The organism is Arthrobacter castelli DSM 16402 (genome assembly GCF_000430705.1).
Lineage (GTDB): Bacteria > Actinomycetota > Actinomycetes > Actinomycetales > Micrococcaceae > Arthrobacter_C > Arthrobacter_C castelli.
This window is the reverse complement of sequence record NZ_AUMN01000003.1, coordinates 271401-293131: the sequence shown is the minus strand read 5'-3', so window position 1 is coordinate 293131 and position 21731 is coordinate 271401. Positions and strand designations below refer to the sequence as shown.

The 21731-nt window shown below is 63.2% G+C and carries 30 protein-coding genes and 3 pseudogenes; 6 read left to right on the top strand and 27 right to left on the bottom strand.

Annotated elements, in window-relative coordinates:
- Nucleotides 1-12: 12 nt before the first annotated feature.
- Both H535_RS0105975 and H535_RS0105970 read right to left on the bottom strand, forming a co-directional pair.
- The gene (locus H535_RS0105975; protein ID WP_026818831.1) at nucleotides 13-384 is read right to left on the bottom strand and encodes a type II toxin-antitoxin system VapC family toxin; all 372 of its coding nucleotides are present in this window, start codon (nucleotides 382-384) and stop codon (nucleotides 13-15) included.
- The gene (locus H535_RS0105970) at nucleotides 381-578 is read right to left on the bottom strand and encodes a type II toxin-antitoxin system VapB family antitoxin (RefSeq protein ID WP_026818830.1); all 198 of its coding nucleotides are present in this window, start codon (nucleotides 576-578) and stop codon (nucleotides 381-383) included. The genes H535_RS0105975 and H535_RS0105970 overlap by 4 nt, the downstream gene beginning before the upstream one ends.
- A 250-nt stretch (nucleotides 579-828) precedes the next feature.
- Between H535_RS0105970 and arfB the strand changes: the two genes are divergently transcribed.
- The gene (arfB, locus tag H535_RS28280; RefSeq protein ID WP_081416473.1) at nucleotides 829-1269 is read left to right on the top strand and encodes an alternative ribosome rescue aminoacyl-tRNA hydrolase ArfB; all 441 of its coding nucleotides are present in this window, start codon (nucleotides 829-831) and stop codon (nucleotides 1267-1269) included.
- Between the two features lie 71 nt (nucleotides 1270-1340).
- Here the strand turns inward: arfB and H535_RS0105960 are convergent, their stop codons facing one another.
- The 12 genes from H535_RS0105960 to H535_RS0105900 form a co-directional block, all read right to left on the bottom strand.
- Nucleotides 1341-3323 (bottom strand): BCCT family transporter, encoded by a 1983-nt coding sequence (locus tag H535_RS0105960; RefSeq protein ID WP_051298605.1) that lies wholly within the window; start codon nucleotides 3321-3323, stop codon nucleotides 1341-1343.
- 195 nt (nucleotides 3324-3518) lie between these two features.
- Nucleotides 3519-5051: a BCCT family transporter gene (locus H535_RS23765; RefSeq protein ID WP_051298603.1), complete on the bottom strand. Its 1533-nt coding sequence runs from the start codon at nucleotides 5049-5051 to the stop codon at nucleotides 3519-3521.
- 112 nt (nucleotides 5052-5163) lie between these two features.
- Nucleotides 5164-5595: a DUF1877 domain-containing protein gene (locus tag H535_RS23760; protein WP_155838556.1), complete on the bottom strand. Its 432-nt coding sequence runs from the start codon at nucleotides 5593-5595 to the stop codon at nucleotides 5164-5166.
- A 202-nt stretch (nucleotides 5596-5797) separates the two neighbouring features.
- Nucleotides 5798-6052 (bottom strand): Txe/YoeB family addiction module toxin, encoded by a 255-nt coding sequence (locus tag H535_RS0105945; protein WP_026818827.1) that lies wholly within the window; start codon nucleotides 6050-6052, stop codon nucleotides 5798-5800.
- Nucleotides 6053-6304, bottom strand: a complete 252-nt coding sequence (locus H535_RS0105940) for a type II toxin-antitoxin system Phd/YefM family antitoxin (protein WP_026818826.1) — start codon at nucleotides 6302-6304, stop codon at nucleotides 6053-6055.
- 364 nt (nucleotides 6305-6668) lie between these two features.
- Nucleotides 6669-7544 (bottom strand): hypothetical protein, encoded by an 876-nt coding sequence (locus H535_RS0105935; protein ID WP_026818825.1) that lies wholly within the window; start codon nucleotides 7542-7544, stop codon nucleotides 6669-6671.
- Nucleotides 7541-7981 (bottom strand): DcrB/PsbP domain-containing protein, encoded by a 441-nt coding sequence (locus H535_RS0105930; RefSeq protein WP_026818824.1) that lies wholly within the window; start codon nucleotides 7979-7981, stop codon nucleotides 7541-7543. Before H535_RS0105930 ends, H535_RS0105935 begins: the two co-directional genes overlap by 4 nt.
- Nucleotides 7982-7995: 14 nt before the next feature.
- Nucleotides 7996-8418 (bottom strand): hypothetical protein, encoded by a 423-nt coding sequence (locus H535_RS0105925; protein ID WP_026818823.1) that lies wholly within the window; start codon nucleotides 8416-8418, stop codon nucleotides 7996-7998.
- A gap of 23 nt (nucleotides 8419-8441) precedes the next feature.
- Nucleotides 8442-9614 (bottom strand): hypothetical protein, encoded by a 1173-nt coding sequence (locus H535_RS0105920; RefSeq protein ID WP_026818822.1) that lies wholly within the window; start codon nucleotides 9612-9614, stop codon nucleotides 8442-8444.
- Nucleotides 9611-9952: a DUF6507 family protein gene (locus H535_RS0105915; protein WP_026818821.1), complete on the bottom strand. Its 342-nt coding sequence runs from the start codon at nucleotides 9950-9952 to the stop codon at nucleotides 9611-9613. Before H535_RS0105915 ends, H535_RS0105920 begins: the two co-directional genes overlap by 4 nt.
- A gap of 866 nt (nucleotides 9953-10818) precedes the next feature.
- Nucleotides 10819-11136 carry a hypothetical protein gene (locus H535_RS29570; RefSeq protein ID WP_211236531.1) on the bottom strand — a complete coding sequence of 106 codons (318 nt, stop codon included), beginning with the start codon at nucleotides 11134-11136 and terminating at the stop codon, nucleotides 10819-10821.
- A 22-nt stretch (nucleotides 11137-11158) separates the two neighbouring features.
- On the bottom strand, nucleotides 11159-11605 hold the full coding sequence (locus H535_RS0105900; protein ID WP_245580173.1) for an SRPBCC family protein: 447 nt from the start codon (nucleotides 11603-11605) through the stop codon (nucleotides 11159-11161).
- A 165-nt stretch (nucleotides 11606-11770) separates the two neighbouring features.
- On the opposite strand from H535_RS0105900, the gene H535_RS0105895 reads away from it, so the two are divergent.
- The gene (locus tag H535_RS0105895) at nucleotides 11771-12328 is read left to right on the top strand and encodes a dihydrofolate reductase family protein (protein ID WP_026818817.1); all 558 of its coding nucleotides are present in this window, start codon (nucleotides 11771-11773) and stop codon (nucleotides 12326-12328) included.
- 131 nt (nucleotides 12329-12459) lie between these two features.
- Here H535_RS0105895 and H535_RS0105890 read toward each other — a convergent pair whose 3' ends face one another.
- From H535_RS0105890 to H535_RS0105865, 6 genes and pseudogenes are all read right to left on the bottom strand, one after another.
- Nucleotides 12460-12774 carry a HepT-like ribonuclease domain-containing protein gene (locus H535_RS0105890; protein ID WP_281171228.1) on the bottom strand — a complete coding sequence of 105 codons (315 nt, stop codon included), beginning with the start codon at nucleotides 12772-12774 and terminating at the stop codon, nucleotides 12460-12462.
- A gap of 73 nt (nucleotides 12775-12847) precedes the next feature.
- Nucleotides 12848-13177 carry a nucleotidyltransferase family protein gene (locus H535_RS0105885; RefSeq protein WP_026818815.1) on the bottom strand — a complete coding sequence of 110 codons (330 nt, stop codon included), beginning with the start codon at nucleotides 13175-13177 and terminating at the stop codon, nucleotides 12848-12850.
- Nucleotides 13178-13477: 300 nt separating this feature from the next.
- A complete protein-coding gene (locus H535_RS23755; RefSeq protein WP_245580171.1) occupies nucleotides 13478-13981 on the bottom strand; it encodes a PIN domain-containing protein in 504 nt (167 codons plus the stop codon).
- Nucleotides 13982-14023: 42 nt separating this feature from the next.
- Nucleotides 14024-14752, bottom strand: coding sequence for an alpha/beta fold hydrolase (locus tag H535_RS23750; protein ID WP_245580179.1), 729 nt, complete (start codon nucleotides 14750-14752; stop codon nucleotides 14024-14026).
- Nucleotides 14753-14785: 33 nt separating this feature from the next.
- Nucleotides 14786-15013, bottom strand: a pseudogene (locus tag H535_RS23745) (HigA family addiction module antitoxin); the annotation flags it as partial.
- On the bottom strand, nucleotides 14988-15239 hold the full coding sequence (locus H535_RS0105865; protein WP_026818814.1) for a type II toxin-antitoxin system RelE/ParE family toxin: 252 nt from the start codon (nucleotides 15237-15239) through the stop codon (nucleotides 14988-14990). The pseudogene H535_RS23745 and the gene H535_RS0105865, both read right to left, overlap by 26 nt.
- 39 nt (nucleotides 15240-15278) lie before the next feature.
- On the opposite strand from H535_RS0105865, the gene H535_RS0105860 reads away from it, so the two are divergent.
- From H535_RS0105860 to H535_RS0105850, 3 genes are read left to right on the top strand one after another with little or no spacing between them, the layout of a single operon-like run.
- A complete protein-coding gene (locus H535_RS0105860; protein WP_026818813.1) occupies nucleotides 15279-15971 on the top strand; it encodes an MSMEG_4193 family putative phosphomutase in 693 nt (230 codons plus the stop codon).
- Nucleotides 15972-16004: 33 nt separating this feature from the next.
- Complete coding sequence (locus H535_RS0105855; RefSeq protein ID WP_026818812.1) at nucleotides 16005-16547, top strand: DUF3090 domain-containing protein; 543 nt, start codon at nucleotides 16005-16007, stop codon at nucleotides 16545-16547.
- The gene (locus tag H535_RS0105850) at nucleotides 16547-17314 is read left to right on the top strand and encodes an SCO1664 family protein (protein WP_026818811.1); all 768 of its coding nucleotides are present in this window, start codon (nucleotides 16547-16549) and stop codon (nucleotides 17312-17314) included. The genes H535_RS0105855 and H535_RS0105850 overlap by 1 nt, the downstream gene beginning before the upstream one ends.
- A 294-nt stretch (nucleotides 17315-17608) precedes the next feature.
- Here H535_RS0105850 and H535_RS23740 read toward each other — a convergent pair whose 3' ends face one another.
- The gene (locus H535_RS23740) at nucleotides 17609-18340 is read right to left on the bottom strand and encodes a TetR/AcrR family transcriptional regulator (RefSeq protein ID WP_169728261.1); all 732 of its coding nucleotides are present in this window, start codon (nucleotides 18338-18340) and stop codon (nucleotides 17609-17611) included.
- Nucleotides 18341-18397: 57 nt separating this feature from the next.
- Between H535_RS23740 and H535_RS0105835 the strand changes: the two genes are divergently transcribed.
- The gene (locus H535_RS0105835; RefSeq protein ID WP_162144853.1) at nucleotides 18398-19249 is read left to right on the top strand and encodes an SDR family NAD(P)-dependent oxidoreductase; all 852 of its coding nucleotides are present in this window, start codon (nucleotides 18398-18400) and stop codon (nucleotides 19247-19249) included.
- A 148-nt stretch (nucleotides 19250-19397) separates the two neighbouring features.
- Here the strand turns inward: H535_RS0105835 and H535_RS28270 are convergent.
- The 6 genes and pseudogenes from H535_RS28270 to H535_RS0105810 all read right to left on the bottom strand — a co-directional run.
- Nucleotides 19398-19502: pseudogene (locus H535_RS28270) on the bottom strand (HigA family addiction module antitoxin); the annotation flags it as partial.
- Between the two features lie 97 nt (nucleotides 19503-19599).
- The gene (locus H535_RS30170) at nucleotides 19600-19770 is read right to left on the bottom strand and encodes a hypothetical protein (RefSeq protein ID WP_281171226.1); all 171 of its coding nucleotides are present in this window, start codon (nucleotides 19768-19770) and stop codon (nucleotides 19600-19602) included.
- Nucleotides 19771-19991: 221 nt separating this feature from the next.
- Nucleotides 19992-20147: a hypothetical protein gene (locus H535_RS23735; RefSeq protein ID WP_342667717.1), complete on the bottom strand. Its 156-nt coding sequence runs from the start codon at nucleotides 20145-20147 to the stop codon at nucleotides 19992-19994.
- 18 nt (nucleotides 20148-20165) lie between these two features.
- Nucleotides 20166-20210 (bottom strand): annotated as a pseudogene (locus H535_RS30340) (nucleotidyltransferase domain-containing protein); the annotation flags it as partial.
- A gap of 394 nt (nucleotides 20211-20604) precedes the next feature.
- On the bottom strand, nucleotides 20605-21009 hold the full coding sequence (locus H535_RS0105815) for a type II toxin-antitoxin system VapC family toxin (RefSeq protein WP_026818809.1): 405 nt from the start codon (nucleotides 21007-21009) through the stop codon (nucleotides 20605-20607).
- Entirely contained in the window at nucleotides 21006-21287 is a 282-nt protein-coding gene (locus H535_RS0105810) for a type II toxin-antitoxin system Phd/YefM family antitoxin (protein ID WP_026818808.1), read from the bottom strand. Before H535_RS0105810 ends, H535_RS0105815 begins: the two co-directional genes overlap by 4 nt.
- Between the last annotated feature and the right edge of the window lie 444 nt (nucleotides 21288-21731).

Sequence of the window (21731 nt, the reverse complement as noted above, 5' to 3'; positions counted from 1 at the left end):
TGCAAAAAGCCCTTACGGGTCACTCAGGTAGCCGACACCGACATCGCGACAAGCCGCCATCAGGCGTTTGTCGCGCGTCCAAAGACGGGCTCCGCCAACCAACGAGACGGCGCCAAGAAGGTGCACGTCCACGGCGCTGAGTCCCTGCGCCCAGAGCCGTCGGCAGCTGACCAGCGTCATCACTTCGGGATGCCTCAGCACCGGGAACCGGCTCAGATTTTCCAGTAGGTCCAGCACGGCCTCGCGCTGCTTGATCGACCCGAGCGCCAGTTCCTCGATCACGTACGGATGGCATCCCACCTCGTCGTCGCCGAGGAGCCTGGTGAGTTCAGGGTCGGATGCGTGCAAGTGGTCAATCCAGATCGAAGTGTCGACCAGGATCACGCCGCGCCCTCACGCCGACGGGGCGCCGCCGTCGCCGAGCTATCAGAACCGCCCAGCGCAGCGAGCCGCCTGGCGCTCTCGACGCGAATCAACGTCTCCAGCCCGTCGCGCAGGAGCGATGACTTTTCCGTGACGCCCGTCAACTCACTGGCCCGAGCAATGAGTTCGTCGTCGATGGTCACCGTTGTCCTCATTGGAGCCTCCTTATGACACCAATAATAGCATCATTTGATGCGGGAACAGATGCGCTATCGCGGAAACGGTATCGACGCGAGGTCACCCGAAAGAATCTGATCTGCCAAACTGAGCATCTTCGCCTCGAAGCCCCCTGCCCGCACGAAAGTCGACGTGGTGGCGTCGGAACCTTCGATGAGATGCTCAATCCAACCCCGACCGAGCATCCCGGAAGTCGCGAACACATTAAAGTTGCGGCACACTCGTGCTATGGATGACTTGCACGTACCTCCGGGACCCGGGATACCCGGCGGCCTCAGGGTGCCGACGGGCGAGTTGGTCGAGCAGTTCTCCCGTTCTTCCGGGCCCGGCGGCCAGAGCGTCAACACTGCTGATTCGCGCGTTCAGTTGAGTCTTGATGTGGGCACGACGACGGCGCTCAGCGACGTCCAGCGCGACCGTGTCCTCAACCGGCTTTCTCCGAGAGTTTCGGGCACGGTGCTCACCATCACCTGCGAAGAGCACCGCTCGCAGCGCCGGAACCGAACTGAGGCGCGCAAACGGCTCAGTGAGCTCCTTCGCGACGCAGTGACCCCGCCTGTCCCCCGGCGGGCGACCCGACCCTCGAGGGGATCCCGGCGTCGACGAGCCGAACAAAAACGCCGGCGTTCCGACATCAAACAGAGCCGCAGGCGGCCCCGCCCCGAGTGACTTGTGTGCCTTGCACGCAGTTTCGACTGGGGTGTTCTGCCGCTCCGCGCCTGCTGATCGCTACAAGGCAGCTAGCGATCCCGATCGTCCACGCCCTCGTCGCCATCCGGTTTTGGATCCTGCGCGTGGGCTTCGCCGTTCTCGCTGGTCTTCGAGTCCCAGCCATCTGCCCATTCGCCGGTATCGAAATTGAAGCCGACCGGTGTCCCGTTCTCATCGGTGCGCTGGTACCACTGCGTGTAGTCGTCATGCATGGAATCGACATCAGCACCGGCTCCGCCACCGGGCTCCGTGCGCACCACCTGCAGCATGAAGTCGTCGTCGTACCTGTCGACGCCATCGACGACGGCGTTGCGCACTGCCGCGTCGGCATATTTTTGCCGCAGGGTGTGCGGATCGGTACGCAGCTCGCGGATCCACGCGATGATGATGAGGAGCATCACGATGGCGAACGGCACCGCCGTGATAATCACCAGAGATTGCAGCCCCTGGAGTGCGGACGCGTCACCGAGCAGCAGCATGACCACGGCGATCCCGGCCATGACAAGGCCCCAGAAGACCACGATCGGTTTCGGCGGATTCTGGCTGCCGCGCGTGGTGAGAATGCCCATCACCACTGAGGCGGAGTCGGCAGCGGTAATGAAGAAGATCCCGAGAATAACCATGATCACCGCAGGGAGCACTGAGGCGAACGGCAGGTTATCCACGATGGAGAACAGCACTTCGGGAGGATTGACCTCCTCGCTGAAGCCGGGTTTGCCCTGGCTGTACATCGAAATGGCGGTTCCGCCCATGATCCCGTAAGCGACGATCAGCAGTGACGAGGGGATGAGGATGACCCCCAGTATGAACTGCCTGATGGTCCTGCCACGGGAAATGCGGGCGATGAAGATCCCGACAAAGGGGGACCAGGAGATCCACCAGGCCCAGTAGTACACAGTCCACGTGGCCTGGAAGTCCGCGGTTGCCTGGCCCCAGGATGCTGATCGTGCCATGAGGTCAAATAGCGACCCGACGTATTCCATTACAGCTGACGGCAGCAGGTTGAACAGGAACAGGGTCGGCCCCAGGATGAACACCAATCCGGCGAAACCGATGGTGAGCACGATATTGATGTTCGAGAGGTAGCGAATGCCACGGGAGACCCCGGAGACCGCTGAGATCACAAATCCGACCGACAACACCCCGATGATGCCGACCAATATCGAGTTCGTCAGGTCCGAAGCGCCGGAGACAATGACAAACCCTTCACCGATCTGCATGGCAGCGATTCCCAAGGCCGCGGCCGTACCGAACAGTGTCGCGACGATTGCGAACATGTCCACCAGTTGGCCGGCCCATCCTTCGGAATGCTTCTTTCCGAAGAGGCGCTCGAAGATCGAAGACATCAGCAGTGAGCGTCCCCGCCGATAGGCCGCGTAGGCCACCGCGCCGCCCACCAGTGCGTACATCGCCCAGGCGTGAATTCCCCAGTGATAGTACGTCTGCGCCAGCGCATAGTGCAGGGCCTGGGTCGATTCGGGTTGATTCGTCAGCGGCGGCGGATTAATAAAGTAGGTCAACGGTTCGGATGGCCCCCAGAACATCACCCCGATACCGAGCCCTGCAGCGAAAAGCATCGCCACCCACGAGAAGGTGGAAAACTCCGGTTTCTCCCCGTCCTTGCCGAGCCGGATCTTGCCATAACGGCTGACGCTCAACACCAGCAGGGAGACCAGCACCACGATGGCGACAACGTTGAACAGCCAGCCCAGATGTGTCACGGTCCAGTTATAGGCAGCACCTGCGACCTCAGCCACGCTGGCAGGGTTGACCACGCCCCAGATGACGAACGCCACCGTCAGGACACCGGCCACACTAAGAATGAGCTTGTCCACGCCGTAGCGGCGCCGCTGCTCCTCAAGTCCGATACCGGGCACCAACGCCGGATGGATGCTGTGAGGGTACTTCGGTCGCTGGTAGTCGACGCTGGCCAGGGGATCCTCGCCCCGGCGGTTCCCCCGGTCGGCTGCGCTTACTTTTGTCCCCTGAGCATGGGGATCTTCCTCATCCATTAAAGTGCTACTACTCCGATCTGGCTGGTGATTTCCCGGACCGCAAACCATCGCGATGTCTGACAGGCCCTAGCTATACCTATGCGGCCCGGCGCCTCCGTGTCAATTTGCAGACAAGAACGGCACACCGTGTTTACGGCCCTGTATCGCCGCCATTTCGCGGGTTCCTCGCTATATTACGTCGCAGATTAAAGTTCAAGAGGTATCCCTCCGCCCGGGCACCGCGCGGTCCCGCCAGAGCATGATGAAGAGCGAGAGGACCATGCCGAGGAGGATGAGTGTGAATGGCGCCGCAGCTATGACCGCAGCGCCGCGAAGACTATCCCGGCCTCCGCTGAGGAGCAGGACGGCCGCGAACGCGGCGGCGAACGACCACATCAGCCGCATCGGGCGCGGCGGCTTCATGCTGCCGCCCGTCGTCGTGCTGCCGAGCATGAACGAGGCCGAGTCGGCTGAGGTGATGAACAACAGGGCCAGCACCGGCACGAGCAGCACGAGCGCGAGCCCGGTCAGCGGCAGTGTGTCGAACACGGCGAGGGTGGCAATCGATTTGGCCTCTCCGGCTGTGTCCGACACCGACACGGCGCCGCTGAGCTCACGCTGGAGCGAGGTGCCGCCGAAGACCGAGAACCACACAACGCTCACGAGGCTCGGAACGAGCACGACGCCGGTGACGACGCCGCGGATCGTGCGGCCACGGGATATGCGCGCGATGAATGTCCCCACGAACGGCGCCCACGCGATCCACCACGCCCAGAAGAAATAGACCCACTCCCCCGTCCACGCGTCACCCGCCGCGCCCTCCGTCGCGAGGCCCATCGGCACGAAGGCGGCCGCGTAGTCCGCGACGCCGGTGCCAAGCGTGGACATGATCGACTCCGTGGGACCGGCGACGAACACGTACACCAGGAGCACCCCGCAGAGGACTGCGTTCACCAGGCTGAGGACACGGATCCCGCGCCCCAGCCCCGTCATCGCCGAGATGGTTGCGAACGTCATCAGCCCGACGACGATCGCGATCTTCACTCCGTACGAGTCGGCGATACCGAACCGGCTGGCGAGGCCGGCGCTCAGCTCACCCGTGCCGAGGCCGAGTGAGGTGGCGATGCCGAACAGCATAGCCAGCACGGTGAGCGTGTCGATGAAATTGCCCACCCACCCGTCGACGAGACGTCCGAATAGCGGGCGCAGCGCCGCGCTCACGAGCATGCCGCTTCCCCGGTTGAAGCTCGCGTAGCCGATCGCGATCGCGACGACAGCGTAGATTCCCCACGCATGCGGACCCCAGAACAGGAACGAGTACCGCATCCCCGCGCGGGCAGCCTCGGCAGAGCCGGGATCGGTTGCCCCGTACGGCGGGTCTGCAAGATGGATGAGGGGCTCGGCGACGCCCCAGAACAGAAAGCTGAGCCCCACCCCGGCGCTCATCAGCATCGCGACCCAGGAGATGGCACCGAACTCCGGTTTCGCGTCGGGGCCGCCGAGCCGCTTTCGCCCCACCGGCACCAGCGCAAGCACGACGACGAACAGAAGCAGCAGCGACACGGCTACCGGATAGACAGGCCCGAAGGTCCCGACGACGACCTCGCGAATCGCGGCGAGGGACTCCGTAAGCCCCCGCGGGAAGATCAGACCGAACGCAACGAACACGACCGACAGCAGCAGCGAGGCGTAAAAGACCGGCCCGAGGCGCCCCCGGGCATCCGACCCCGACGCTGGTGCGTTCATCCTGCACGAGTCTATACCGAGGCGTGCGCATGGTCAGCGGTGTCATGCGACCGAGCGGTGCCACGCTGGTCCTGCGAGCCGGGATTCTTTTTCACTGACGACGATTGGGCATCTACCCGATCAGGTAAACCAGTCCGCGGTTCGTCGCGGCAAGCCGGGTCACGAACTCCACCGCGCTCTTCAAATACTCGATCTCATAATCCGTCTGGCTCCCTTCAGATCGAGCAGGTTGCGCGGTTGCCATCACATGCAACGATATGCCCGCCAGATCAGCGGCGATGATCGCAACTTCGTCGGGCGGAACGGCTCTCACCCATGGGGCCCACCCGTCGCTACAGTGGGTGACATCTCCCTCGAACATCCGATATGCGGGCCTTGGTGTCACCTCGGCGCTCACCGGCGCCGTGAGCTCTTGCATGTAGCGCCAGGATTTATCGAGATACAGCAGGTCTCTCTCCGGAAGGGACTGCTCAAAATCGGTCACTCCCGAGGTAAAACCTGGTTGCAGTCCCAGCGTGTCGGCAAGCGGGTCGGCGCCGATCATGCTTCGTGGGTCAGCCAGTGCCTGGCCTGTCTGATCAGCGTCAAATGCGTATGCGTAGTATCTGATTCCCATGGGAACTATGTTGGAGCACTCTCGCATCCGCGGCAGCTCATTATCGAAATCTGTGGATAACTTCCCACGACGGGCGGAACCCGTCCTGAACAAACCTGGGACAAAGATGGCGCGAACGCTGTCACCGCCCTCAGTAGTGGTAGCGAGCCTGGAGGATCACCAGTTCGTCGCCGTCGACGAGGTACACCAGCCGATGTTCGTCGGTGATGCGCCGCGACCACGCTCCTTGCGCACCATACTTGAGCTGTTCCGGCTTGCCGATCCCAGCGAAAGGTTCGCGGAGACAGGCATCGATGAGGGTGTTGATCCGTTTGAGAACCTTACGGTCGGGCCTCTGCCAATGCTTGTAATCTTCCCAAGCATCGCGGTCCCAAACCAGGCGCACTCACTCCTCCCGGTCGAGGTCGTGAACCTGGGTCTTCCCCGCACGGGCACGGTCGTAGGCATCGAGCACCCTGCGAGCATTGGCGGGCGAGCGGAACAGGTGGGCAGTCTCCTGCCACGCCGCGTACTCGTCGGCCGGCATGAGAACCGCGTTGCCCCCGCGGGAGACAATTTCGATGGCGTCCTGGTCGTCGTTGACTCGTTCAATGAGTGGGAACAGCCTCTTGCGCGCTTCGCTGGCACTGATGGACATGGCGGGCGATCCTTCGCATCGACGAATGGTACAAGATTATGGTACCGCATTTGGAGAGGGGGCCGGATCGAATCTGAGGCACGCTGCCTGCCTGACGGCGGAGCCATGGATTTCGCTGGCGCCACCCTCACACGAACCGCCGGCTCGCTGCCAGGGGCCCTGACGAAGACCTCATGCAGCAGGTGCCGGCCGATCCCGCCGCCTCGGCGAGAACAATCGCGCAGACTAGACACAGCTGGAGACGACGAGGCAGACCATAGATCAAGTCCCAGGGCGCCGGCATCGTGAGGTCGGTCGATGAAAAATCTGGAATCCCGCTGTGAGGAGTCAGCGGTCGCCCCTTACCTATTCAGCAGACGCAGCACTATCCGGGCGCCACCCCGGCGCCCAGGAACATCGTGGCAAGATGCCGATACACGTTACGGGCGGGAACGCGCTCGAACACTGCCTTTCCGTACTCTGCGTGCACGAGGTACTGACCGGCCGAGCCCGCGTTGATGAACGTGACAGAGGCTCCGTCCTCGCCCTCGACCTGCCAGCCCAACCATGGATGCTCCCACAACTCAGCCGGGCCCGGTGCCGGCGCCGGGGGCGGTGCCATACGGTCCTGCAGACGCGCGTCGTAGACGTGAGATTCCAGCGCGAAAGGCGGCTCTTGATGGAACCAGGAGGGGCCGATACCGAGCCAGCTGGTCACCACGCCGGCGGCCTCGCCTGCCCGAATGTAGTCCATCTGCGCGTGCCCGGAGAACTGACCTTGGGCAGGGTCGGCCATGACATGCTCGTGCCCGGAAGGGCCGGCGAGCACCAGAGCATCGCCGTCGGCGCCGGTCCAAAGTTGCAGCAGGGACTGCCTGCCACCCAGCCGCGCAGTGATCCGCCACGCGCCGAGAGTCTCACGCAACGGCTGTGTACACAGCAGGCCCGCGCTCGTCAGCTTGCCGTCGTCGTTGGCCAGCTCTGACCGCTTCAGTTCTTCCAGCGCAGCAGCGTTGCCGCCTTTCTCGAACATACCCAGTCCGCCCCGCTTGGTCACCAGCTCGGACCCGTCCGGGGAAACGCCGACGACGGCCCGGGGACCGAGCATGCCCAGCAGCTCAAGGGCATCGGGAGAGAGCCAGGGCCCGGCGCTGCGATAGGGTTGGCGAACGGCCAGGCCGGAAAGATCCTCCCGTGGTTTCCCGACGCGTTCGGTGGCGTACGTGTCCATTCGTGGTTCGCGGTCCGGGATTCCGGTCATGGGGCCACCTCAATCGAATCGACGCAATCGAGGATGGCGCCATCCCAGCGTGCCAGCTGCTGTTCGGCGCAGGTGAAGGTCACGTGTGCTGCCCTCCCATCGACCGCGGCCGTGAACTGGATGCAGTGCAGCAGGAACTGCCCCTGCCGGTGGAGATATTCGAAGCGTCGTCCGTCCGGGACGGCGCCGTCCCACACATCCACATCAATAAGGTGGTAGTCGATCATCGTCACCTGCTGACCGGCGAGCGTCACAGTGGATAGCTTTGCGGCCGAACCACCGAACGGCTCGGAATTCACCACCAGGTTCGGCCGGAACTCGCCATGGTCCGGCGCGGGAGACAGCACGACGACGTCGGTCCCGTCCACATGCGGGCCCGCCTCCCAGTCCAGGGGAGGCGTCAGGGTGAAGGGCCCGGCAGTCAATGCGCGCTCCATCAGAGTCCTTTCGCTTATTGTTTCCGCGCCTGCGCGGTGGCCGCCTTGACGACAGGGTCATATCGGGTGCCCCGATCGTGCTCGATCAACCACTGCGGCCGTAGGCGGTAGGGAAGCCACCAGGAGAACAGGTAGGCACCCGCAAACAAGACCAAGGTGGGCAAGGTAAGGAACCAGAACGAGTGTTCTTCGGCCCATATACTGGTCCTTGGCAGGACGAACAGGGTGGCGGCACCGCAGGCCCAAAACGCAGCGGCTCCCAGGAGCGCAGCGGTGAGCAACCCCCAATAACGCCCCACCGGCATAAGTATCGGTTGCATGGTGAGGAATCGGCGCCAGCGTCCGGTGTAGCCAAGGTAGCTTAATGTGCCCATGAAGCCCACTCCGACGATGAGAATCAGGACCAGTACAAGACAGATCAGAACATACTCAGGCACTTTCCGCTCCTAGCAAGGCTTCATCAGCCCCAAAGGTCGTTCCAGGCGTTGCCGATAGCTTCGCCGAGGCCCTCGCCGTCAGTGACGTTATCGACGAACCCGCCGATGCCCTCGCCGATAGTACCACCGACAAACCCGCCGACAACGCCGCCGACGAAACCGCCAACCGCGATACCGGCAGCCGTGCCGGCAATAGGCACCACCGAGCCGATGGTCCCGAAGAGGGCTGCACCGGCTACTGCCCCCACTGAAGCGCCTGCGGCGCCTCCGACCCCGGCTCCTACAGTCCGCAATCCCGCAGATTTCGCGGCGCTACCCCATTGCTCCGCGTCGGAGTACTCGGGATGTTCAATCAGGTCATCGTTCCATTCGTCTGTTCCCGCGCTCCACGCTGTCATGCCGACATCAAGGACGCCCAACACATTGCCACCCAACTTGGCCCAGCGGGGTGGTTCACCCACGCCACCACCACCAGGCGAAAGGTCCATCCCAGTGGTCCGGCCGCGGACTTCAACGTCCACACGGGTGGCGGACTCGGTGAGCACCAGTCGTTCATGGGTCAGGCTGGAGCCGTCGGCAAAACGAACCTCCAGTCGCGAGTAATCCAGCGTACGGGTGGTAACCGTGTGGGAGATCGTGAACCGGTAATCGCGCACGCGGAGCCGCTCCAGTGCATCCTTGGTGGCGCCGCCCGCAACCGCCACGGATGTCGGGTAATTGGGTGGTGCCACAACGCTACTGGAGGGATCGGCAGCTTTAATCGAGTCCGCGCAGCGTTGCTCCATTTCCTTAAGCTGCCTCGCCACAGCGTTGATTTCGTCCTGGGCTTCCTGCTCCGGGTCACTGCCATCGTCCGTCGTCGCATCTGGCGCATAGCAGACCCGCGCGTCGGCAACCGCGGCTTCGTATCGGCTTCGCAGGCCGTCCACCTCGTCGCAGTAGGCAGTCAGCGCGGAATCCACGGCCTTGCCGGAGAGGCTTACCCCCTCTCCGTACTCGTCCATCCGGTTCATGGCAGCGTAGACGACATCTTCACCGTAGCTGCAGGAGATGGCTCCCTGAATCGGTTGCCAATCGGTATAGCAGTCATCGCATAACGTCTCCACGTCATCCGCGGCGGTGGTGATCGCCGCTGCCTTGTCCCGCAAGACCGAGGTGTCGGGCAGCTTCGGCAATCCGCTCAGGTCGACACTCAACGTGCCTCTTCAGGGGACGAGGGGACATCATCCATGTTCGAGCGCGCGTGGTCTGCCATGATCTTGTCTGCGTCGACGAAGGCATTGACGAGCTTGTCGCCTTCGTTCGCGACGTTGAGGGCGGTCAGGCCGGCCACGGCTGACACCTTGGCCAGATAGTTCTCGTAAGTACCCTTGAGGGCGCCGGTGATAAGGCTGCTGTCGGAGGCCGTCGCAGCGTCCTCCACAGCGCCCTGCAGCGCGTCTTCCTTCGCCGTAAATGATTCGGCGTGAGTCCGTGTCGTATTGATGATGCCCCGCGCGGCGCCAGGATCCACATCCCATTGATTCAACGTCATGTCATACCCCTCCAGTCGAGTAACTACTGTAGAGGCAGAACTGAGAAGTCGCGATGGGGAGAACTACCCACTCCCACTGAAGCCGGTCCGGCCACCCTGGATTGAAGAGCGGCCGGCGTCCCATTTTCTCAACGGCAGGTGCGTGCAGTCGTCCCGGCTATCCAAGACGCCGAACAAGGTTGCGTGGCCACTTGTTTTCGCGTCTCCGGTGAGATCAGAATGAAGCGTTCCCCTGAGACAGTGACCTTCTCGCCCCAGGATCTCCAGTTAGTGTTGACCGGAGCCTTCACCACACTGGCTTCCACCTCCACGGCGTCAACACCCGGCAGTAGGCTGAGCACCTCTTGGACCCGATGCCACACGTCGCCAGCTTCTGCCGGCACTGTCATCTGGTATTCATAACCTATGCTCATATCTCCACGCTATACGGCTTGGTCGCCAGAGGTGCTCACCAAGGGAGACGACTGCACTACAAACAGACGTTAAACCCAGACTCAACCTCCACGACTCTTAGTCCAGCGACCTCAGCGCTCGGCACACTGCGGTGCTTACGGTTCAAGCAGAGCCAGAGGAACGACGGCGACGCCGTCTGGTCGCCGGTAGGCAGTTTTGCCCGTCTTCACCACCGCCAAGTCAACGACCCGATCGGGAGTTTTCTCCCGAAACCACTTCAAGTGCCTGACATCGGAGTCAGTAACGTCTGGAGCCAACTTGAATTCGATACCCACAACCTGGCCGCCCACTCCCTGGACGATGAGGTCGACCTCGCGGTCTCCCCCGGTGAGGCGAAGTTGACTGACAGAAGCTTCAGCCGCTTGGGCCGGGACACGGATCCCAAGAGTCACGAGCGATTCAAACAAACCGTGTCACGGAAATAGGGCAGCGTGAGAATCCTCAAGTCGTCTGGCCAGGGGCGAAGGCATCCAGCCCAGAGGCAGGAATCCGGCTGACCGGTACGTGACCCGATCGAGAGCCGCGAGCGAAACGCCGTCGAGAATGCCGCTTACCTTCGCCTGCGTCGGAAAGTTGGCCACGCCGCCGCCCGGCCTCGTTTGCCGCAGCCTCGCTGGCAGCTCGTAGCGGAAAGTGATCAGCGGGAGGATCGCCACGGTGACAGGTGCAAAGAAGTCGATCAGCCCCTGCGTGAGGTTATCGACGACCGAGCCGGTTCCGGCATCACGCAACCTCTGCACAGAGCGCCCCGGGTCAGCCTTCCACTGTGCGAATGTCAGTCCCCTGCTCGGCGAACGCCTTGAAGTCCTGCATGTGCTGCCGCGACTGCTTGCGAAAGGCACCACGCATGAACAGACTCAGCAGTCGCATTGGCAGACTGCTGAACCGGTACTCATTCTCGCTCTCCCACAGCGTTGTCTCCGGACCGACTTCAGTAAATTGGTCGCGGGTGACGCTCCACATGCCCTGGGCGACGATCTCGCGATCGAAGTGCACAACGTCGTCATTCGAGATCCGGTCCAGGTCCGACGGCTCCCGACGCGTGATGGTCTCAGTGCATTCCATCTCCTGCTGCCCCATCTGCAACACGACGCGGGACTCTGTGCCGACCTGCCCGTGCACCCCGTTCAGCGGCTCGTGCAGCACGAGGCCACGTAGCCATTTCCGAAGGATCTCGGGGTCGGAGAGCAGCAGGACCACCCTCTTCCGCGGCAGGGAGGAATCGGCCGATCCGGCGACCCCTGGCCAGATGGTCGAACTCGAAGGAACCGCCGCCGAACCGCGCAACGACGCCAGACAGACCCGAATTCAAGAGTATGCCGATTCACGGCGGTGGACCCGCTCGCGACCCCCTACGATCACCGTATGGGACTCTTGACTTTCAGTATCAACCTCACCTTGGACGGCTGCATCGATCACGAGGAGGGAATCGCCGACGATGAGACGCACGCCTCCTTCACCCGGCTCATGGACGGGTGCGGGGCGATGCTGTGGGGCCGTGTCACCTACGAGATGATGGAGAGTTACTGGCCCGCCGTTGCCAGCGGCGGGCAGGCAGCACCGCCGTCGATGCGCGAATGGGCGACCAAGTTGGAGGCGAAGCCGAAGTACGTCGTGTCATCCACGCGTAAGAACTTCCCGTGGACCAACAGTCACCACCTCGCGGGCGACCTACGCACCAGCGTGCAGGGACTGAAGGACGCGACGCCGGAAGGCGTTCTCCTCGGCAGCGGCAACCTCGCGGTTGAGTTGGATCGTTTGGACCTGATCGACGAGTACAAGTTCCTGGTCCACCCGAGGATCGCCGGGCACGGCCCGACGCTGTACCAGCAGGGGCTGCCCAGCACGCGACGGCTCGAATTGGTCTCAGCAGAACCGCTAAGCAACGGCGCAGTCGCCATTCACTACCGGCGCGAACACTGATCCAATGGCAGTGCCGGGCTGGTGAGCCCTGCGATCACACATTGAAGCGGAACTCGACCACCACGTTCCGGTACATACCAACGTTTGCGGCAAGAGGCCCACTCCCGATGCCCCATCTGAAGCACGGCGGGTCAGCCTCGTGGATCCGAATTCGCGTCGGTAACGTGGCTGCGAAGCGACTCAGCAAGAGCTGGCAGGTAGGTTTCGACGACGTCGCGAACGACCTCCACGTCGACCCCGAAGTACTGATGGACGAGGATGTTCCGGCACCCGCGGATCTGCGGCCACGTGATCTCAGGGTGCGCGTCGGTGACCTCCGCGGGTAGATGCTTCGCAGCTTCCCCGATGATCTGGAGATTGCGTTCAATTGCATCCTCGGCCATGTCGACGATGTCTGCCTCGACGCCTTGGTCGAGCGCGCCGATGTACCGCCTGCAGCGCTCGATCGCGTCTATGATGTCGCCAATGCGCCGCTTGCGCTACGGCGTTCGGCGCGTCGTTGCCCGCCCATCTCCGCACTCACAGTGCGATCGCGTCTTCAAGCGCCGATTGTGAGATCGGACGCTTGAGCAACTGCATCGGGAATACATCGACGTCGTCACGGCCGAACATCTCGCGAACCTCTTCCATGAGCCCAGACGCCCGCATGAGCAGGTTCCCATCGGCCGGGTCCATCTCGACGAGGATGTCGAGGTCGCTTCCCTCATGAGCTGTGCCCCGTGCGACGGAGCCGAACAGCCGGGGATTCTTCGCCCGGTACTTCCCGAGCAGCGTATCGAACTCGTCACGGCGCGAGACGACGAGCTCGCGGAGGACGAGCGTCTCAGGAGTCACGGCGACGTCAGCCATGCCTACAGGCTACCCGAGGCGCGGATTATTCAGGCAGACCATGCATCGTGGACGCTGAACGCGGTACTCCTGCGAAGTACCGGTAATCGACCTCGACCAAACAGACGACATGAATCCTGCGTATAAACACCTGGTCGCTATGCAGGTGCTGTGGCCACTACCCAATATGCCTGCTGCCTCAGAGAAGCCATCCGTAGTTCAGCGCACTCACGCTATCAAATGTGGCCGAATCGGAACCGACTACACATTGAACCGGAACTCCACCACGTGCCCACACGTTGGTCCATCTGGGTTCAGCAACTACCAGGCTCTCCCGCGTAGGTCGATGTCACCCTGACGCATAGAAAGGTACCACTTTCTTCTCGACAGCCCAGATAGCCGAACGAGATGCCATCGTGATCGCGCATCGACCGCGCGGCCTGCCCCATGAGATGCACGCCCAGACGCGGACCCCCAGATCGCTGCGATCTGTGCGTCCGCCGTGCTGATCGGCGATCCAGCTGATTCGCGAGCGACGAGGACGTCGGCATACCTATCAGCCGCCAGATCATCGAAGTGCAGCACCGAGCGGCTGCCGCGGTACGGCTCAAGCGCGGCTTCGATTCGCGCCGTCAACGCTTCCTTGCGCCGACCGTACGGGAGCCGCCGCACGCCCGCCAGCAGTTCTGCGAGGGTGACCGACGTGATCGCGACGTCGCCCGTGAGCGACTCGAGCCAATCGACGACTCCGATACGACACCGGCGCAAACGCCTCCTGACGTCGTGACCAGGGCGGCGTGCGGTCCTGGGATCGCAGTGGATCACACATTGAAGCGGAACTCGACCGGGTCCCGGCACAGACCAACCTCAGCGTTCGCTGGCTATCGCTGTATGGGTTGTGCCGTGCAGCAGCCAGCTACGAAGCACGCCGACCCACTCGTCGAACGCGTCAAGATGGGCATCGTGACTGCCGGCTGCGAGGTCCACCCGGTCGGTAGCCGCCCGACGTCGTATCAGCTCACCCTTGTCCGCCTCGGAAAACATCCCGTTCTCTGCGAAGACAGCTAACGTCGGGGCCTCGAGCGCCTCCCACTCGACCCAACGTGGCTCATGGACCGCCGCGATCGCGCGTTCCATGATGTCGGCGTCAAAACGCGGACGTAGTCCCTCCTGCGTGACCTCGAGATCGGCGACCCAGGCATCCACGATGGCTTCGTCGCCGAGGTGGGCGCGGGCCGAAACCTCGTCCACGAACGGGGCCGGCCAGGACGCGAAGAACCGGCCGAGAGCCGCCGCTGCATCCGGGTTGTCACTGCCGGCGGCATGCCCCTCAAGCATCACCACCCGATCCACGAGGTCCGGTCGGGCCACAGCGGTGAGGAATGCTGTGTGAGCGCCCATCGACTGACCAACGAGCGTGCACAGCTCTCCTGGCATGAACTGCTGGATCACGGCGACGACGTCGTCCACGAAGGCCTTGCGCGACAAGTCGACCGGTCGGCGCGTGCTGAGACCGTGACCGCGCTGGTCCGTGAGAAGGACGTGGAAGGAGTCGGTGAGCGCATCTGCGGTGGGTAGGAGCTCCCGTCGTTCGATCCGCAGCTCATAGTGGAACTGAAGGTTCAGTCAGAACTCCTCCGAGGTCCCGAAGTACCGCGCCAGACGGATCGCTGTGTCAGCGGTGATACCCCGCTTGCCGTGAAAGATCTCGTTGATCCGCCGCGGCGGGACGCCGATCGACACGGCGAGTTTGTTCTGCGCGATCCCGAACCCCGCGATGAAGTCTTCCATCAGGATCTCTCCCGGATGGATCGGCTCAATGAGGTCCGCCTCAGTGGTACTCGACGAGTTCGACATCTTCCGCACCTCCATCTCTCCAGACAAAGCAAATGCGCCACTGCGCGTTCACGCGGATGCTGCTGCGCCCGCGACGGTCACCAACCAGCCACTCCAACCGGCTCCCCGGTGGGACCCGAAGGTCCTCGACATCCTTCGCCGCATGGATCAGCTCCAGCTTCCGCAAGGTCGCCCGCTGGACCGCCCTGTCGACGCGCTTGACGTACTGCTCGTGCCAGACCCGCACGGCTCACACCGCCATCGACCGCGTGGTTAGGCTGGGTGGATGGCGACAGTTATTCTCGTGCGGCACGGCCGCACCACAGCCAATGCCACTGGACTGCTGGCCGGTCGCTCCGCCGGCGTCAGCCTGGACCAGATCGGGCGAGACCAAGCGGCATTGACCGGAGACCGGCTCGCGGCCGTGCCAGTGGTCGGAGTGGTGTCGAGCCCTCTTGAGCGCTGCCAGGAGACCGCGCAACTCATCCTCGATCGCCAGACTGGCGCGCCTCACTCCTCGGTCGATCTTGATCTCACCGAATGCGATTACGGTCAGTGGCAGGGCCGCACGCTCAGTGACCTCGCGACCGAGGATCTGTGGTCGGTTGTGCAGTCGCAACCGTCCGCCGTCGTCTTTCCCGGGGGCGAATCCATGGCCGCGATGCAGGCTCGGTCAGTTGCAGCGATTCGACGCCACGATGCAGACTTCGAAGCCGCGTACGGGCCAGAGGCCGTGTGGGCGGCGGTGAGTCACGGTGACATCATCAAGTCAATCCTCGCCGATGCGCTCGGCATGCATCTTGACCTGTTCCAGCGTATTAACGTGGGCCCCGCTTCCGTATCGCTCGTGAGCTACGGCGCTAGTCGGCCCAGCGTCTACGCGACCAACACCGACGCGGGTGATCTGTCGTGGCTATCGAACGACATCCACTCCGGCGATGCGCCGGTGGGCGGCGGTGCGGGGCAAAAAACGCCATGAACCTCAAGCGCCTAGACTAGTTACATGACTGACATGCCTACACGTGTTCACGAGTTTGATTGGCCTGATCGGGTCGTAGTTGGCACCGTGGGGCTCCCGGGGGCGCGAACGTTCTACCTGCAGGTGCGGGCAGGGGCGCAGATCGTGACTATTGCCCTGGAGAAGCAGCAGTCGGCTCTGCTCGCGGAGAAGATCGATGAAATTCTCGACCAGCTCATCACCGTCGAGGCCAACCGCTTCAGCGTTCCCACGAGTACTCCCATTGAACTTGTCGACAATGACCAGCTCGAGGCCGTCCAGGTGCAGTTTCGCGCGGGAGCCATGGGCTTAGGCTGGGACCCAACCACGGCCCAGATCGTCATTGAGGCCTACCCCATCACCGATGACAATGACGACTCGCTTGATGAGGACGTCGCTACGGAACCCGAGATGCTGCTGGTGCGCATGCCGGTCGGCGCCGCCCGCGCATTCACCAAACGCACCCGTGAGATCGTGGGCGCCGGGCGTCCGATGTGCTCGCTCTGCGGTTACCCCATAGACGCCGACGGACACATCTGCACCTTTCCCGAGGCCTGATGCCAGCGACGGACCTGGCGACCGCCGAGCTGACACTCACCGGCCGCATCACGACGGCTTCAAACGCTACATTTCTGGGCAGTATCGACGACGTGTTGGTCATCTATAAGCCGATAGCAGGCGAAAGCCCGTTGTGGGATTTCCCCCGCGGCACGCTGGCTCACCGGGAGGTGGCCGCCTACCTGATCTCGCAGGCCTTCGGCTGGGACGTCGTGCCGCACACCTGGCTGCGCGATGGTCCGATGGGCGAAGGAATGGTGCAGCTCTGGCAGGAGCAAGACCCCGCCCAAAACGCCGTGGGCCTGCTCGCGACGAACCACGTGCCAGAGACGGGCTGGAAAAGCGTTCTCGAGGGACAAGATGAGAACGGACAGATGGTCACCCTCGTACATGAAGACTCGCTGGCGCTCAGACGCATGGCCGTGTTCGACCTGGTCGTCAACAACGCCGACCGCAAAGGCGACCACATTCTTGCCATGACTAACGGACACCGACACGGTGTGGACCATGGGCTCACCTTTCATCGTGACCATAAGCTGCGCACGATCCTGTGGGGATGGCTGGGAGACGCTCTGACCGCCGAAGAACGCGACGGCATAGATCGTGTCAGCGAAGGACTGCACGGTGGACTGGGCCGAACCCTGGCGGACTTGCTCAGCGCGGAAGAAATCGCCTCGCTCTCCGCGCGCTGCGCCCAGTTGCGATTGGCAGGGCGGTTTCCGGCTCCGAGCGGTGAGATGCCGGCGGTGCCGTGGCCGCTGCTCTAAGGGAATGACGGCCATGGGGTACGCCGGACCCTGACGAACTTCTCAGGTCTCCTGGTGAGGTGACCCAGGGGTCGACCAGCTCGACTCCGGTGCCAGTGAAGTCCTTGCTGTTCCGCGTCGCGCACGTTGCCCTGTGTGCCTGACAGACCGCTGCTATCCGGGCGTCAGCGGTTATGGATCGTCAAGCCCGCCTGCTCACGCCCGACGAGAACACCGGCGTACTGCTCGGCGAGCTTGCCTGCCGTGGTCGCAACGTCACCGGCGAATCCTTCCATCTACGCCATGACGCGGCCATCAGGCTCCGGCGGCAGGATCTCGGAGATCATATTCGGTCGAGGACGATCGTCGAAAGCCACCGCTGGGGCGGCGTCCGCGCTCGGGCAGAAGAAGAACCTCGATCCACGGGCCCTGCCCGGTCCTCAGCTTCGGATGGCGGCAACGGCGTCGTCGTACAGCCGCTCGAGTGCGATCGCGCCGTCCTGACGGACCCAGCTCTCCGCCGCCACGTCGAGACATGCGAGGGCACCTGCCACGATGGCAGCGGCCGCGAGTGGGGGGGTCTATTCCAGTGGCCCGACCGGTCGAACGAATGCGCTCGGACAGGATCGGGACCAGAAGGTCCTGCCACGCGAGTTGCTTCTCCAGGTGTCGCGCACGCAGCGTCGGCGTGTCGTACAGCATTCGGCCCAACTGGAGCTCAGACTCATCGCTGGCCCTCGTCACCCGCTGCAGCTCCAGCAACGCAGCCTTGACGGCATCCCACGGCGATTCGCCCGGCGGCCGCCCGGCGAGCGCAGTGGCCACGATTCCGCCCCGGTCGAAGAGTTCGCCGAGGACGACGTCCTCCTTGCTGGCGAAGTAGCGGAAGAACGACCGACGCGAGATTCCGGTATCGGCGGCGATCTGGTCGATCGTGGTCGCCTCGAACCCCTGCTCGACGAACAACCGCATCGCCGAATCGGCGAGCTGCTGGCGAACCGCGCGGCGGGTGCGCTCGCGAAGACTCTCGGGGTTGTCATCAGTCATCCACCGATCATATCTCCGCAACGAACCATGCGCCGCCTATGGCACTGAGTGTCATTTGTGACTTATAGTGTCGCTATTACAATTATCGACTTCTCCTCCCAGACCACCCTCATCACCGGCGCGAGCTCGGGCATCGGCCGTGCCCTTGCCCGGGAAATCGCGGCACGCGGCTCCGACCTGGTCCTGGTGGCCCGCCGAATCGAGCGCTTGGATGCCCTCGCCTCCGAACTCAGATCCACCCACGGCATCGGTGTCGAAACCGTCTCGGCCGACCTCTCGCTGCGCCGGCAGGGCACCGCAATCCGGGAGGAGTTGCACCGGCGCAGCGTACACATCACCAGCCTGATCAACAACGCCGGCTTTGGAACAGACGGCGCCTTCGAGAACGAGGACCCCGACCGGCTGGCTGACGAGATCGGGGTCGACGTGGCGGCCGTCGTCGACCTCAGCCGCACCTTCCTCCCGGATCTGCGAGCAGCGGACAACGGCATGCTGATCAACGTCACCAGTGAGGCGGGGTATCAACCGATTCCCGGGATGGCCGTCTACTCCGCGTCGAAGGCGTTCGTCATCGCATTCACCGAAGCCCTCTGGTGGGAACTGCGCGAGACCGGCATCCGCACGCTCGCCTTTGCCCCGGGGCTCACCGCGACCGAGTTCTTCGACCAGATCGGCGCGGAGCAGTACAGCGGCACTCGACAGACACCCGAACAGGTGGCCGCCGCCGCGATACGCGCCATCCAGCACAGGTCGCCGGGGCCGACCGCCCTGGCCAGGCCATCAACCGCCGCCATGTCCTGGGCTGCGAACCTCCTGCCCCGCCGGGTCAGACTCGGCATTACCGCACGAGTCGTCGACGCCACGCAACTAATGCGAGCCCGGGCGTCGACAAGCTCGACCGCTCGATAAGCAGCTCGACCGACTTGCTCATCTGCTCGTGCCCGGGCGCAGGCCGCCCGATGTGACCTCGAGATCCTCGACCCAGGCGTCGCCGCACTCCCCAGCAGTGACCGGAGACCATCCTTCGTCAGCGCTGGGCAGCAGCCTATCCGCCACAAATCGACACCGCCAGTTTGTTCTGCGTGATCCCGAACCCTTCAATGAAGTCCACCATGAGGACCTCACCCGAGTGGATCGGGGCGAGCTTGTCAGTGGTAGTCAACGATCTCCACCTCCTCTGGTCCGGCATCCGTTTCATACGAAACAGATTCGCCACTGATCGTGGATCCTGATGCTGTGCTGTCCGGCCCGATCGCCCTTCAGCGCTTCGAGCCGATTTCCCGGTGCATCCGCAGGTCATTCAGCACGATCGCGGATCCCACCTGACGAAGCTTGCGCAGCGCCACCCACTGGATCCGAGGATCGATGGATAGCACCCGCGCACGACGCCACAGTCGCTCTGTGTCCTTATTCCCGAACGATCTGATCACGAGACCAGAACATAACGCCCCCGTCAATAACGCTATACGTTATACCGGAACTCCACCGAGTTCCGGCACGTTCACGGCTTCGCCGATGATCTCAGGTTGCGCTCGATCGCGTCCTCTGCCACCTCCGCGACGTCGACATCACCGTCCAGAGCAGTGGCATACCGCTGGCATCGCTCGACGGCCACGAGAACATCAGCCCATCCGCTGAGCGGGGTCGCGGCTCACAGCGCGATCGCGTCGGCGAGCGCAGAAGCAGAGATCGGCCGCTTGAGCAGCTGGACGGGGAACACGTCGATGTCGCCCCGACCGAACAGCGCCTGGGCCGCCTCCATCAGCCCTGACGTCCGCATGAGCAGGTTCCCGTCCGCTGGATCCATCTCGACAAGGATGTCGATGTCCGACCCCGGATGGGCGGTACCGCGGGCGACGGATCCGAACAGCTTGGGGCTCGTCGCGCCTGCCGGTCGAGCAGTATCTGGAACTCATCACGGCGCGCATCGAGAAGCTCACGCATGGCGAGCGTCTCGGGCGTCATGGCGATCTCAGGCATGCCCTCAGGATACCGGTCATGGTGAGGATAAGCACGGATCGGATACCGCCGGGTCGCCGCCCCCTCGACGTTCTGAGCTGATGACTGCGCTGCACGAAGACCCGCCAAGCATAAGGCTGCCAGCCAGCGTCACCACCGCTTGGTCAGACGCCAATGGCGTAAGCGAACTACACGTCGAACCTGAACATCACCGGGTCACCACGGTTAGGACCATGTGGAGTTCACGATGCCGAAACTTCTGTCGACAACTCCAGCATCACGGAAAGAGAGCAGGGTGAGCATCCTCAAGACGTCTGGCCGGGGGTGAAGACATCGAGCCCAGCCTCGCGCGCGGCTTCGGCGAGTCGACGGTCATAGGTGAGGACAGCATCGACATCAAGGCGCATCGCCGCCTCCAGATGCAAAGCGTCAAGGGTGCGTAGGTACGGCATCGGCAGGAATCCGGCAGACCGGTATGTCGCCCGATCGAGAACTGCGAGGGAAACTCCGTCGAGGATTCCGCTTGCTTTCGACTGGTCACGTCCCTCCCGCACGGCCATTCGCCGTAGCTCAGTCTCGAGTAGGTCACTCGATACGAGCCTGACGGGTGATCGATCAAGCCAGTCAACCAACGCATGAGTCTCATCCTGCTCGACCAGAAGCGCTCCGAGCGCAGAAGTGTCGGCGTAAACGACCGGAACGTCTTTCACACCCGATCCTCCCGCAGCTCATCAATAATCTGCGTCATCGGTCGGTCAGCCTCGGAGCGCTCAGGGCTCAGGGCTGCCCAGCCTCCGACGCGTCTGGCCGGCCGGGCAATTGGCAGCGTGGGAGCCGGGGCATCGAGAGGGACGATGCGACCGACCGGGGTCCCCCTGTTGGTAAGCACGAAGGAATGGCCCTCGCTCACCGCGCGGAGCACGCGGCCAGACTCGTTGCGAAGTTCGCGCTGTGACAAGCTCTCGCCCTGAGGATCGCTAATGCTCATGTGCTTATCGTAGCACACGTGCGACACCCAGGATAGGAAGTGCTATCTGGTGGGAACACACAGAGTCCGATCAAAAATCACTTACACGAGCAGTGCCTGGATCTCGTGCATCGGAACCGGCGTCGATCAGCGGAAACACCCGCTCCGCGCAGCCCAACGCCAAGCGCCCAAAGATGACACAGTGCCGAGTGACTGAGTGTCTGAATCGACGTCACGAACAAATCGTGTCACATGAAGACAACAGGTGTGAGACGCCGCAGTTTACCAGACGTTGAACGGGAACTAGACTACACGTTAAATCTGAATTCCACCGCGTTCCAGCACGGAGAACGATCTGAGTGATCGGGCCTGGCTAGGTGAGCCGCACCGATCACGTCCGCCTCCCCCAGACTCGCCTCCGGAGACCGACAAACGGGCGCAGCTAGAGTTTCCACACCTGAGAGG

Excerpts from the sequence above, each read along its gene's own strand:
- H535_RS0105970 (WP_026818830.1), bottom strand. The coding sequence starts at position 578 with ATGAGGACAACGGTGACCATCGACGACGAACTCATTGCTCGGGCCAGT.
- arfB (WP_081416473.1), top strand. The coding sequence starts at position 829 with ATGGATGACTTGCACGTACCTCCGGGACCCGGGATACCCGGCGGCCTC.
- H535_RS0105960 (WP_051298605.1), bottom strand. The coding sequence starts at position 3,323 with ATGGATGAGGAAGATCCCCATGCTCAGGGGACAAAAGTAAGCGCAGCC.
- H535_RS23765 (WP_051298603.1), bottom strand. The coding sequence starts at position 5,051 with ATGAACGCACCAGCGTCGGGGTCGGATGCCCGGGGGCGCCTCGGGCCG.
- H535_RS23760 (WP_155838556.1), bottom strand. The coding sequence starts at position 5,595 with ATGATCGGCGCCGACCCGCTTGCCGACACGCTGGGACTGCAACCAGGT.
- H535_RS0105940 (WP_026818826.1), bottom strand. The coding sequence starts at position 6,304 with ATGTCCATCAGTGCCAGCGAAGCGCGCAAGAGGCTGTTCCCACTCATT.
- H535_RS0105935 (WP_026818825.1), bottom strand. The coding sequence starts at position 7,544 with ATGACCGGAATCCCGGACCGCGAACCACGAATGGACACGTACGCCACC.
- H535_RS0105930 (WP_026818824.1), bottom strand. The coding sequence starts at position 7,981 with ATGGAGCGCGCATTGACTGCCGGGCCCTTCACCCTGACGCCTCCCCTG.
- H535_RS0105915 (WP_026818821.1), bottom strand. The coding sequence starts at position 9,952 with ATGACGTTGAATCAATGGGATGTGGATCCTGGCGCCGCGCGGGGCATC.
- H535_RS0105895 (WP_026818817.1), top strand. The coding sequence starts at position 11,771 with ATGGGACTCTTGACTTTCAGTATCAACCTCACCTTGGACGGCTGCATC.
- H535_RS0105885 (WP_026818815.1), bottom strand. The coding sequence starts at position 13,177 with ATGGCTGACGTCGCCGTGACTCCTGAGACGCTCGTCCTCCGCGAGCTC.
- H535_RS0105860 (WP_026818813.1), top strand. The coding sequence starts at position 15,279 with ATGGCGACAGTTATTCTCGTGCGGCACGGCCGCACCACAGCCAATGCC.
- H535_RS0105855 (WP_026818812.1), top strand. The coding sequence starts at position 16,005 with ATGCCTACACGTGTTCACGAGTTTGATTGGCCTGATCGGGTCGTAGTT.
- H535_RS0105850 (WP_026818811.1), top strand. The coding sequence starts at position 16,547 with ATGCCAGCGACGGACCTGGCGACCGCCGAGCTGACACTCACCGGCCGC.
- H535_RS23740 (WP_169728261.1), bottom strand. The coding sequence starts at position 18,340 with ATGACTGATGACAACCCCGAGAGTCTTCGCGAGCGCACCCGCCGCGCG.
- H535_RS23735 (WP_342667717.1), bottom strand. The coding sequence starts at position 20,147 with ATGGATCCAGCGGACGGGAACCTGCTCATGCGGACGTCAGGGCTGATG.
- H535_RS0105810 (WP_026818808.1), bottom strand. The coding sequence starts at position 21,287 with ATGAGCATTAGCGATCCTCAGGGCGAGAGCTTGTCACAGCGCGAACTT.